12 protein-coding genes and 1 pseudogene are annotated in these 10,377 nt (G+C 46.7%); 6 read left to right on the top strand and 7 right to left on the bottom strand.

The features are described from left to right. Positions 1-47: 47 nt before the first annotated feature. A complete protein-coding gene (locus tag B7L70_RS10390; protein ID WP_081228022.1) occupies positions 48-1,052 on the top strand; it encodes a formate--phosphoribosylaminoimidazolecarboxamide ligase in 1,005 nt (334 codons plus the stop codon). 123 nt (positions 1,053-1,175) lie between these two features. Here the strand turns inward: B7L70_RS10390 and B7L70_RS10395 are convergent, their stop codons facing one another. The 3 genes from B7L70_RS10395 to B7L70_RS10405 form a co-directional block, all read right to left on the bottom strand. After that, entirely contained in the window at positions 1,176-1,661 is a 486-nt protein-coding gene (locus tag B7L70_RS10395) for a hypothetical protein (RefSeq protein WP_081227992.1), read from the bottom strand. A 5-nt stretch (positions 1,662-1,666) separates the two neighbouring features. Further along, positions 1,667-2,095, bottom strand: coding sequence for a hypothetical protein (locus B7L70_RS10400; protein WP_081227995.1), 429 nt, complete (start codon positions 2,093-2,095; stop codon positions 1,667-1,669). Positions 2,096-2,159: 64 nt separating this feature from the next. Beyond that, positions 2,160-2,924 carry a hypothetical protein gene (locus tag B7L70_RS10405; protein WP_081227997.1) on the bottom strand — a complete coding sequence of 255 codons (765 nt, stop codon included), beginning with the start codon at positions 2,922-2,924 and terminating at the stop codon, positions 2,160-2,162. A 372-nt stretch (positions 2,925-3,296) separates the two neighbouring features. Between B7L70_RS10405 and B7L70_RS10410 the strand changes: the two genes are divergently transcribed. Next, positions 3,297-3,509 carry a hypothetical protein gene (locus B7L70_RS10410; protein ID WP_081228000.1) on the top strand — a complete coding sequence of 71 codons (213 nt, stop codon included), beginning with the start codon at positions 3,297-3,299 and terminating at the stop codon, positions 3,507-3,509. Positions 3,510-3,816: 307 nt separating this feature from the next. On the opposite strand, the gene B7L70_RS10415 is transcribed toward B7L70_RS10410, so the two are convergent. Together B7L70_RS10415 and B7L70_RS10420 are read right to left on the bottom strand one after the other, a co-directional pair. Further along, on the bottom strand, positions 3,817-4,575 hold the full coding sequence (locus B7L70_RS10415; RefSeq protein WP_081228003.1) for a phospholipase D-like domain-containing protein: 759 nt from the start codon (positions 4,573-4,575) through the stop codon (positions 3,817-3,819). Positions 4,576-4,682: 107 nt separating this feature from the next. Next, complete coding sequence (locus B7L70_RS10420) at positions 4,683-4,865, bottom strand: hypothetical protein (protein ID WP_081228006.1); 183 nt, start codon at positions 4,863-4,865, stop codon at positions 4,683-4,685. A gap of 102 nt (positions 4,866-4,967) precedes the next feature. Here B7L70_RS10420 and B7L70_RS10425 point away from each other — a divergent pair, with 102 nt between their 5' ends. From B7L70_RS10425 to B7L70_RS10435, 3 genes are all read left to right on the top strand, one after another. Further along, on the top strand, positions 4,968-5,216 hold the full coding sequence (locus B7L70_RS10425; RefSeq protein WP_081228008.1) for a hypothetical protein: 249 nt from the start codon (positions 4,968-4,970) through the stop codon (positions 5,214-5,216). A gap of 472 nt (positions 5,217-5,688) precedes the next feature. After that, positions 5,689-7,212 carry an AAA family ATPase gene (locus B7L70_RS10430; protein WP_081228011.1) on the top strand — a complete coding sequence of 508 codons (1,524 nt, stop codon included), beginning with the start codon at positions 5,689-5,691 and terminating at the stop codon, positions 7,210-7,212. 1 nt (position 7,213) lies between these two features. Then, positions 7,214-7,735, top strand: a complete 522-nt coding sequence (locus B7L70_RS10435; protein ID WP_143701625.1) for a hypothetical protein — start codon at positions 7,214-7,216, stop codon at positions 7,733-7,735. Here B7L70_RS10435 and B7L70_RS10440 read toward each other — a convergent pair. Together B7L70_RS10440 and B7L70_RS13545 are read right to left on the bottom strand one after the other, a co-directional pair. Continuing rightward, a pseudogene (locus B7L70_RS10440) lies at positions 7,723-8,775 on the bottom strand (hypothetical protein); the annotation flags it as partial. The gene B7L70_RS10435 and the pseudogene B7L70_RS10440 sit on opposite strands and share 13 nt — an antisense overlap. An 11-nt stretch (positions 8,776-8,786) precedes the next feature. Next, on the bottom strand, positions 8,787-8,951 hold the full coding sequence (locus B7L70_RS13545; protein ID WP_162009162.1) for a hypothetical protein: 165 nt from the start codon (positions 8,949-8,951) through the stop codon (positions 8,787-8,789). Between the two features lie 573 nt (positions 8,952-9,524). Here B7L70_RS13545 and B7L70_RS10445 point away from each other — a divergent pair. Next, positions 9,525-10,238 carry a queuosine precursor transporter gene (locus B7L70_RS10445; RefSeq protein ID WP_081228019.1) on the top strand — a complete coding sequence of 238 codons (714 nt, stop codon included), beginning with the start codon at positions 9,525-9,527 and terminating at the stop codon, positions 10,236-10,238. Positions 10,239-10,377: the final 139 nt, after the last annotated feature.

Consider the following 10,377-nt stretch of genomic DNA (forward strand, 5'->3'; position numbering starts at 1 on the left):
CAGGATAGGCTTGAGGAGGTGGTGACATGAGCGACTTTTACGTGGACGTGGATAGGATAATCAAGAACTACGACCTGGACAAGGTCAGTGTCGTAACAATAGCCAGCCACTCCTCGCTGCAAATACTCAGGGGCGCGAAGAAGCACGGCTTCAAAACAATAGGCATAGCAAGGCCAAACCACGGTTGGTTCTATAGGCAGTTCAACTTCATAGACGAGGTTTGGGAGGTCGACTTCAGCGAGTTCGAGAGGGTCGTGCCGAAACTCGTCAGCAATAACGCGGTGTTGATACCCCACGGTAGCTACGTAGAGTACGTTGGCTGGAGGAGGGCAATGGTTATGGAAATACCAACCTTCGGAAACAGATACCTACTCGAGTGGGAAGCCGACCAAAGACTCAAGATGAAACTACTCGAGCACGCAGGAATACCAACACCCAAGTCATTTGACGACCCATCGCAAGTCGATAAACCAGTCATCGTCAAGCTCTACGGAGCCAAGGGAGGCAGGGGCTACTTCATAGCGAGGAACAGCAAGGAGTTGATGGATAAGCTGCAGGGCATCCACGACGGATACATAATCCAGGAATACATAATCGGAGCCCCAGCCTACTACCACTACTTCGAATCAAGAGTCTACAACAGACTGGAGATCTTCGGCATGGACATCAGGTACGAGAGCAACGTGGACGGCAGAATACCCGGGCTCGCAGAACCCACATTCACGGTCATAGGCAACATACCAATGGTCCTCAGAGAATCACTACTACCCACGGTGCAGAAGTACGGCGAACAATTCACGAAAGCCGTGAACGAGTTAGTACCGCCGGGCATGGTCGGTCCCTTCAGCCTTGAGTCCATAATAACCGATGACCTATCAATAATCGTCTTCGAATTCTCAGGCAGAATCGTGGCTGGAACAAACGTCTACATGGGCATAGGCAGCCCATACTCCGTACTCTACTTCGACAACCCCATGGACACAGGCGAGAGGATAGCCCACGAACTGAGGGAGGGAATCAAGAGGGGCATACTCGATAAATTACTAACCTAACCAACCCCAAAGAACAACGCAGAAAGACCCAAGCCACAACGAGGATATTGAATAGCCAACTTCCTCGAAAACACCCCGGCGCAACTAACCCTACCCGCAGTGTTTAATTCAACCCCACTAACTTTACTTTTTTATATACCACCGGTAGATGAGGTATAGAATTACTGCCGTTATTGCTGTTAAAACCCCTGCCAAAAACATACCAACGAATTTTGTAAGCACATTGAGCTCCGCAAATAGCCCGAAGATGCCAAAGATAATGGTCAGAATAAGCTGCCTTCTTAAAATAGCTTCCTCATAATAGGTCTCGGCAAGCACGCTTAACTCGTTCAGTTCGGATTTAAGCTCATCCACCATCTTAGAGAGATTCCAACGCTTCTTACCATACTCAATAACCTTCATGAATGGATCACTCTTAAACAATAAAACGTTATTGTACTCCTCAAGCGCGTGTAACAACTCACCCCTTAACGACACTAATTCACTTGGCTTTACAACCTCACCCCTCTTACCCCCTCCCTTAATCCTCCTAAGAACCTCTTCACGCCTCTTACGGCAAAGGGAGATGTAGGAATTAAGTATTTGCCATGAAAGCGCGAGGAACTCCACAGGAACTACGGTGGTAAGTTCGTAAATTCTAAACCCAATATCTTTACTAATTCTGGATTTAATTTTAACAACTCACTGTCTGCCTTCTCCTTCAATTTTTGGGAACTCAAAAAGAGGGTCGCGAATCTGGTTAAGTATATGGCGTAGGATTTGGAGGAGGAAAGGTTCTTTCCAAGATTCTCCTTAGCAGCCCTGTCCGTAATATCTCTCCATTCTTCCTTCCCTGTTAAAATCCCGGCAATTTCCCTCGTATACCTCCTAGCAATATCCTCAGCCGTTAAACAACCATCACTACACTCGGGCTCCCTAATACCGATAATAGCATGTAATGATGCATATGAAGTCCTAAGATTCTCCTCAATAAATTTATACGGATCATTAAAAAATCTCCTCATGACCCTTTTCGATTTCTTTGACCTCAGCAATTCCCTCAATATTTCATTAATTTTTGACCCCTTTGATGCGCCATCATTTTCAAATACTATAATTTTTAATATTTTAATTAATAATTATCTCATCATGACCCTTAAATAAGGCTATGATTTGCAAGGGGATGATGATTGTGACATTAATAAAGCCTGACAACGTGCCTTCTCGCTGATTACCAAACGGATCCCTAATACGTAGATTTATATTGTTGATCAAGTACTTGCTGAGCTTTATTACATCATCAATCGTGAATTCGCCCTTCATGTTTATCCAAAGCGTCATAACACCAACCCCAGTCCCATGAATGAGGAAGTAAGGCTCAACCCTAAACCTACCAACCCTAGTCTCTAAATTCTTAAACCTCGAATCGGCAATCTCAGCCTCGAAATCAGCCAGCTTAAGCCTAATATAACGACCTAATTTTAAGTATTCAGGGTCTAACGCTATACGATCGACATCGCATAATTCCATGAATAGCGGCGCTTCACGTTTAAGACGCTCAATAAATTCCTTAATAAGTTCGTTCTTAGTTTCTTCAACGGCCTTATTTATGTAATTAAGGAAAGTTTTATCTCTTAAGAGCTTCTTTAAATGCGAAGGTAACTTACTGGGCTTCCCTTTCTCGATTTTGGATAATGGGATGGGGATACCAATAGGGGGATACCAAAAGGCCTTAACATTTAACAGCGCATCGTTAAAATCCTGGCTGGCTTTCGCGTATTCCAGCCATAGATCCATAATATTGATCCGAGTCCCTATGTTGAAGGCAATCACGTAGATCAGGTCAAAATCTTTAATTATCAATTCCTCATTATTCTCAGCGGATTCGCTCATTTGTTCCTAAACTATACTTTGATAACATTCATTTAAACCTTTTTCAGGGAATGACCGCTTAATCCTCATTAACGACTAAGGTACTAATGTCAATAGGCTTAGAGACTATAAGGCTGGTAAGGGATCTAGCGCTAGTTTAAGCCTGTGAGTAGAAACATAGTCATAATAGCGCTCCTCGAATTACGTGATTATTATGAGAGATCAGCGCACTAATCAATCGCTGCTATAATGATACTAATGGTTATCGCTTCGGCAACAGCCACACTAAGTCGAGTATTCGCCAGAGAGAAAGTATGATGGTTAGTAATAAAGCAATGGACTTTTCTCACGATAAATCCTTAAATAATACTTCTTATCATGGTATTGAATTATATGAGGAGTAGAAGGACAGCTATAATAACAGCATTAGTGATAGCAGTGATATTTGTGCTGATATGTACCTACTTTAGGTTACCTCTCTGGTATCTTCTCTGGCAAGTGCTTCTCTTCTTAATACCAGCGATAAGGGAGGAGCTGGTCAGAATAATTATTGACAAGGTCGAGGAATGGTTAAGTGAACGTGATACTGTGGTGATCGGAATCTAGTTCAGCCGATCACTTTAAGACCAATACCTAACTCTAAGTATCCGGACTCACGGATCGTTGTAAACCGAGGATGCTGAAAAGCTCCGTGGTAAACTGAGGGATACAATGGCGTAAAACGCGGATAACGTATGCCGAAATAACCACGGAAAATTAAGGCTCGTAGTAAACAATGAAAAAACCGGCTCAATGATGAGAAACCCTCGCAGGGCAAGGCAAGGGAATAACGTTTTCTATATCAATTAAGGCACTTATGAGTTTTGCGTTTACGCCTCTTCCTCGCGGGCTCGGTTGCGTATCAGATAGAAATTCAAGCACGCGCTAGGTTCGCTAGTTCGTTCTCGGCGGTCTCAGGCATTGCCATGCTACTTAGATCCTGTCTCGATTGCTTGAGTAGCCAATCCACGAAGTTCATGGCAGCCTCAACAGTCTCGGGATTGCTCAACCAAACCCAGCACTCGGCATTGGATTGAAGGCCCGAGGACGTTAGGTTCGCACTACCAATGCCGACAAGCCCCTCGCTCGGCAATACAACGAGCTTCGCATGCAACTTAGTGGCGCTCTTATCCAGGACGACAAGCTCACTAACACGCGGGACATATACCTCACGCACGGCACTGTTAGCAAGGCCGGAACCTATCACAAGTAGTACAACCCCCACAATGCAAATCAAACCCCCCATCATAATTAGCATAGTCCCCGCAGCACTTACAGCAGTCCCAGTCGTAATCCCAGCTGCAGAAAGATTAATTCCAAGGGCTAGGAGAACAGGGCCTAGGAGAAATAACATTACGAGCCCAGTAATTTTGAGTATCCTAGCCTTTCTACGCTTCTCCTCATCCTGGATTGTCTCGATTGAGTACAACTCATCCAATGCCCTCACGTGCGACCGGTTCTCCGCATCATTGGTCGTTATTACCGTAACCCTAGCACGCTTGCTTAACTCAACCAACTCCCTAGCAACCTCGGGGCTCAACCACGGGCTCACAACAATCACCTCGGAGCCACCCCTAACCCTACCCATTACGAACTCGCCGAGACCCACACCACACCTAAACTCAAAACTCATAGCAACCTCAGAATTTGCACCATGATTAAAAAGCCCTTAGCAATGGCTGGACCACACTCATAATTGCCGAGGAAAAACGAGACCATCCATGCACTAGGCTGTTAAGGTCAAAGCCTTATCACTACTTCATCCTCTTCCTTCTTACGCCGATACCAGTCGTAACCTATCCCTACTATGGTAAGGACTATTATTATTGCAATCGGCACAGGCACCCCTATAGCTATTAATGACGCGATTGTACTAATTACTCCCAAAAATACTGAAATTATTGTTAAAAACTCCTCACTCATTATGGAGGATCCAGTGTAGGTGTTATTTATACTTTTATCGTAGACTTCTCAACACGTTAATCCAACCATAGCTACTCTTTAAAGGCTAAGCCTTAGCAATCGATGATTAGGCTGGTCATCGGTAGGCTGGACTATAGGGGCGTTAGCGGTGCTCCGGCGATAACGTTCAAGGAGTACGATGGTTCAGTTAGGCTCGATGGCGTGCCCGATATAGAGCTTAAGCCCCTCACTAAACTAATAATTATAGGTTATTTAGCATATTGGGTATACAGTTCGATGTATCGAATGTTAGGCGGTTGGGCATGTCTTCAAGTGCTGCGTTCAGTGCTCTTGGTTCCCCGGCTACATTAGCTTCGTGAGCAGGCTTTACCTGAAAATGACTAGGTCAACCCAACACACCGATCTCGTTCAGCAATAACCAGCCCCACGGAGACAACAATAAATGGGCAAGGCAACGCAGAGCCAGGGCGAAACGCCGCATTCTTGATGAGCGCTACGGCATACGTGGTTCGTTAGGTGGCGGAGGAAATAACATAGGCGACTGCCAGGCAATGGCACAGAAATTAAATGTTCCGTGATGCTAAGCTCATCGGCCATCTACATATCGAATCCCGGCACATATACAATAAGCTTCTCGGCATCATTAACGGAGACATGCCTACTATCACGAGTGTTTTCGTTATAGTGCCCGTGCAGTGCCATCAATCACCGAGTCGCATGGTTTTAATGCTCAACCCTCCTTAAAAATACCTTGTACTAATCAAACCCTGAGCGCCGTGCATAGGCAACTTTTTAAGGTACGGCGTTGATTAATACGTAACCCATGGCAGAAAAGGAGGCCCCAACCATCAAGGTGTTTCCTGAGGAGATAACGATAGAGAACTTCAAAAGCATAAGGCACCTAACCCTGAGACCAAAACCTGGCGTTAACGTACTTGCGGGTCCCAACATGGCTGGTAAGACAAACATACTCGAGGCACTCCACCTCCTGTCGAGGGCGCTCTCGCAGGCGGAGCTACTCAAGACACCTTACCTGCCCTACCTACCGCAGTATTGGAGCCCCGAGGACCTCTTCTTCATGAGGCGTTTCGAGAACCCCATAGGCTTCGAGTTGCTTTTTAGGGTCGTGATGATGCGTGGGGAGGCATACTTTAAGCATTACGTCAGGTTTGCCGTGAAGTTTACGCTGTCGCGTGGTAGGGTAACAATAGAGCCATCCTACATGTTGATTACTTGGGAGACTGCGGATAAGGAATTCACGACGAAGCTCGAGGTTGGTGATGGCGAGGTTAGGGTATGTATTAACCCAAGGTACGTAAGTGAGTACGTAGATTTCATGAAAATGGTAAGGAGGGTCTCTGCGTCTAAGCCGTTCAGAGGCAAAATTATAAAGATTATAAACAAAATAAATGAATTAAGTCAAAAACCTATAGATTTAGAAGTTAAAGGAGAACTTGTTATAACTCAAAGAGCAATCGAAAGCCAATTCCTAAAGTTACTCTTAGCATCTCCTTTCGCTCACTTTCGTATTCCTTCAGCTTCCCTAGGTAATGGGTTTACTGAATTCTATTTCATCGGGACGGCATTCCCTAAATTTTTTATGTACATGCCCATATTAATAAAGTGGGGTTTAGCTAATTCAGGCGAGTTTAGGGGTGTATTGTACGACACGACAATAGCACCGCCAAACCTATCCACCCTGATCAACACGACGATTAGGATCCTTCTTGAAAGGAGCGTATTACTCAAGCACCCAGACATTGGCGCCATCTCTGAGCCACAGCCCTTCACGGGCGAGGAGCGGTTAGACGTTAGAGCCCGTAACCTACCCCAGGTCTTTTATAGGCTCTCCGCTGAGGGTCGTACTGAGTACATAAGTATGGTCCTGAGGGAGGCGTTTAATGGCGTTGCTGTGGAGCCTAGGAGCTCGGCTGGTAGGGTGTTTCTGGTCATTAGGGAGCGTGGTATTGAGTTGCCGCCTCCGAATATCGCCGACGGCCTCATTAAGGCATTGGCCATAGCCTCCGCCGTTGAGCTTAGGCCAACGATGTTGTTGATTGATGAGGTTGAGAATAGCCTTCACGTCAAGGCTTTGAAGGTTATTTACGATGTCTTGAACTCGCTCGAGGTCCCGGTTATAATTGCGACGCACTCGCCGGCGCTTGTGGATATGGCCGAGCCTGAGAGGGTCTTTGTGGTTTCTAGGGGTGATGATGGTGGGACTGTGGTTGAGCCTCCATACGGCGATCTCGAGAGGCTTAAGAGGAGGCTTAGCGAGCTTGGTGTTTCTCTTTCCGATTACGTACTTTATTCAAGGACGTGGGTGCAGGGGAGTGGGGCTGAGTGATATGTTGCGTATCATGTTCGTGGAGGATACCTACGGTAAGGAGTTCCACATGGCCATAATGAGGAAACTTAGGGAAAACGATGAGTTAGACCCATCTGTGGGTATAAGGGTGGGTTCGAGACCCGTTCGTAAGTGCGATGCTAAGTTGAGTAGGATAGTCCTGAGCAGACGTGAGGTGATTGAGGGGGAGCGGGTTAAGGTTTTATTCGTCATAGACAGTGAGGGTAAGTCAAACGCTGAGGATGACGTGATTATGCACTTTAGGGATTTGCCGAGCAATGTGTTTGTTAGGGTGGTCGCTGTTAATCCCATGCATGAGGCGTGGTTGTGTATTGGGCTTGGTGGTGATAGGAGGGTTTGTAGGCAGGATCCCATAGGTGCCTTGTCTAGGTTGAGGGGTGATTATTACGAGAAGAGGTACTTAGGGGAGTGGGCTTCTCGAGTGGACATCGGAAATCTCATGCCTGAGCAGGACTTTGGGGAGTACTTGTCTGCGCTTAGGTGGTTGGTTCAGGACCCTTGATGACGCCTCTTATTCATTGAAGGGGCGCTTGTGCTCATCGTCCTTAGTATTTCCTCAGGTGCCACGTTAATGCTTTTTCTCTTGATCATTGCCCTCAGGACCCAGTAGTAGGCTGGTATTTGGTAGGCGTAGTCCCTACCGACCCAGGGTTCGCTGGGTAGTTCGGATAGGTGCGTTACGCGTGGTAGCCCTACGTTGATTATTATGTTCTTCTCGAGTAATCCGTAGTCATTCCTAACAATGTCGGGTTGTCCATCGAACTCGCCGAGGCCGTACTCCCTCACTGCGGAGTTTCCATCATCAATCATCTTCCCAAGTACGTTGCTAGGTTTACCAAGCCCCCTCGCTACCCTGTAATCATCGAACGCGTACTCTATCATTTTCACGATTTCGCCCTGGAGCCAGGGCTTTACGTCCCAATTATACCTGCCAATGAGTACTGCCAATTCTCTAACGTTGCCGCCAATCAACTGCCAAAGCAGGTCTACGTTAACATCCCTAACCCCGAGCTTCTCCGAAACCTCACTAACAACATCTTCAAACGCCTTCCTCGGCAGGTTCCATATGAGGTATGGCGATAAACCACCCTTTGGGCCTACCCTGTTGATGATATTGACGGCAACTTGGTCGCTGGCCATGAAGATCGCCTTCATTGAGGCATTGCGTCTCCTTATCACGTCGGATACCGCGTTAACCACGGCCTCAAGCACTCCATGGCCGTACATCTCCGTGTACTTGTCAATATCGTCGAAGAGGACCACAACCATTTTATCACTTAGTCGATACCTCTCGAGCGTTTTAGCTATTATGTCGATTACACTCTCAATCTTAACCGTGAACCTTATCGGGTCTATGCCTACGTCGAGCATGAAGGCGCCTCTTAATTCATTAATTACTTCGTTACCTAGGCCCGGCATGTGTATTTGAAGTTCCCTGATTACCCCCTCGTCGAAGTGGAAGTGCATAAATGCATAGTTCTCAAAACCACCGAGCCTTTTAACGCTGCTCACAACAACCTCTATTAGCGTTGACTTACCTGCGCCCCGTGGTCCTAGATGAGCGAGACGCCCCTGTGTTTTAGTAAGTCTGTAAAGAGCATTTCAATCTCGCGTTTCCTATCCCTAAAGTGCACCGTTACGTCTAGTCCCTCAAGTCCAACCTCATAACCATGCGCCTCACTGATAACTGCGCTTAATTGCCCTGGTAAAGGCTCCATCATATGCATAGTCATGAGGGTTCTTTTTAACCTTCTATCTATACCATGCCGAGGATATTAAAACCTGTGGTATTTCCATAGTCGTTATCTAGCAAAATTGAACATAGAGACACGACTTTATGCATCGCCAAGGCGAGAGAAAAACTATTGCCTCGGCACGAGCCAGAACCAAGCAAGCCAAGCCATGTTGTTGGGCAGGACAACAAGCCTACCACTACGATAACCATGACCAACAGCCACAGCCTTAAGCGAGGAGAGCCACCGAGATTTTACAGCACACTCACAGCAACCAGCGCCACGAATAGCGCTAACACGGTTTTACGCCGATATTGAAGACCCTGAGGAGACTCAGGGCATGAGGTCGATAGTGATGAGACATAGGTTTGGCGAGTTCCTGAGCTGGCTGGGTGGGTCGTGATTTTTCGGGCGATGATCGATGCTAGAAAATTCAAAATAACTGGTTTGTGAATTGTGGAGGGTGCCATGGGTCATTTCGCTTGGTATAATACTTAGAAATTATTTTTATGGTTGAGTAGCAGGGTTTATAAACTTAGGTATTTTCTGCCTGCCTGTATGACCTGGAGTTCTTTGTATAGCCTGCCAATCCTGTACGGCATGGCCTTCATGGTGTATATAGCAGCCGCTGGTATATTATGGCTTGTGCATAGGCTTGGCAGGGAGGAGTTGTTGTTACCTGTTGGCGCCATGGATTATATACTCCTGCTAACCATAAGCCAGTACATGGCTAGCAAAATAGGGGCCTACGTGGGTCCGTTGGTGGTGCCAATGGGCGTGATTACATACAGCGCCAGTGTCTCGGTGCTTGACTTCCTAACCCTCAGGTACGGTAGGGGTGTTGGTTATTGGGTCGTTAGGATAGCCGCCTATCTACAAGCCCTGGTGTTCCTCATTAATTACCTAGTGATTAACTACCCGCCGGCCCAGTTCTGGGAGCCATTGCAGGCGCCCTTTGCAGCTATAATGGGCGTTAGCGCCAGGATTGCCATAGCCTCAATAACAGCCTTCATAGTCTCCGAAACATATGATGTATTTTTAGTTTCCAGGTTGGGTGGTGGTGTTTTGAGGAGGGTTGGGTACTCGGACCCTGTTGCCATGACCATAGACACCCTGGTCTTCATACCAATAGCCTTCTACGGCGTGGTCCCCAACATATGGTTACTGATGTTGTCCCAACTAACCGTTAAGATGAGCCTAGTCCCAATGACAATGCTAGCCGTGTGGTTGAATAGGAAGGCCCTTAGGTACGCTGTGGCGACCTTAAAGTGAAACCACTAGTAAAAGACAGGCATCTCCTCCTTTTGTGGCTTCATGTACTCCTCGAGGTTCTTATCTATGAGGAATGCGTACTTATTTGCGTGCTCGGCTAGTTGGTCAATTGGGATCTCGGCATTGATCAATTTGCTAA

Source organism: Vulcanisaeta sp. EB80, assembly GCF_002078205.2.